General features: G+C 60.2%; 1 protein-coding gene. It reads left to right on the top strand.

What is annotated here, in order from left to right:
- Positions 1–137 precede the first annotated feature (137 nt).
- A partial coding sequence (locus DPV79_RS41525; RefSeq protein ID WP_244321919.1) for a hypothetical protein occupies positions 138–802 on the top strand: 665 nt, incomplete at its 3' end.

The following is an 802-nucleotide window of genomic DNA, read 5'->3' as shown; positions in this document are numbered from 1 at the left end:
GCTTTACGAACCAAGGAACGAACAACGGTTCGAAGACCGTGACGGCGGGATGTGCATCCGGTTTCTCTGGATGCGGGACGGCTACGACGACGAATCCGAACTCGGAGACGTATAGCTACCAGCAGACCAACAGCAGCGTGACGGCGGGCAACAACATCGTCATCGCCGCGAATCAGGTCAGCAACACCTACGGCAACCTGGTCGCGAGGAACGATGTCGTGATCGGCGGAGCAGGCACGACTGCGACGAATGCAACGCAGGCAGCGAGCGTGACGAACACCTCGGGTGCCATCGAGGCGGGTAACGACGTCAATATCGACGCGGCGACGCTCACGAACACGATCGCAGCACCGGCTCAGATTCACCAGAACTACGGCACGGCTACGCCGTTCACGGGTTGCACGAGCAACTGCGAGGCGTATGTCGATGTGCAGTCAGCCAATCCGGGTACGATTTCGGCGAACCACAACGTCGACCTGACGGCGGGTACCTTCAGCAACACCGGTAGCCTGGTTACGGCGTTGAACAATGTCACTATCAATGCGACGAACGCGGCCAGTTCGAATAGCCAGTACCTCAGTGGTTACTGGGCCAGCAATCTGAAGCATGACGGCTCAACGTACCCGGCGTGGGGGTGTGCAAACAATCCGGCACTCTGCCAACAGCTCTATGGCAGCGCCTACAGCAGTGGTACCGCCCAGGACCCGGCTGGTCTGCCGTCGTCCGTCGGTCTGGCGGACTTCGTGCCGTCGACGATTCAGGCCGGCAATACGCTGGTTGTCAACTCACCGACCCTGACGAC

It is taken from the genome of Burkholderia reimsis (assembly GCF_003294055.1).
GTDB lineage: Bacteria > Pseudomonadota > Gammaproteobacteria > Burkholderiales > Burkholderiaceae > Burkholderia > Burkholderia cepacia.
Note: the sequence above shows the minus strand (reverse complement) of the source record. Positions and strands in the feature narration are given on the sequence as shown.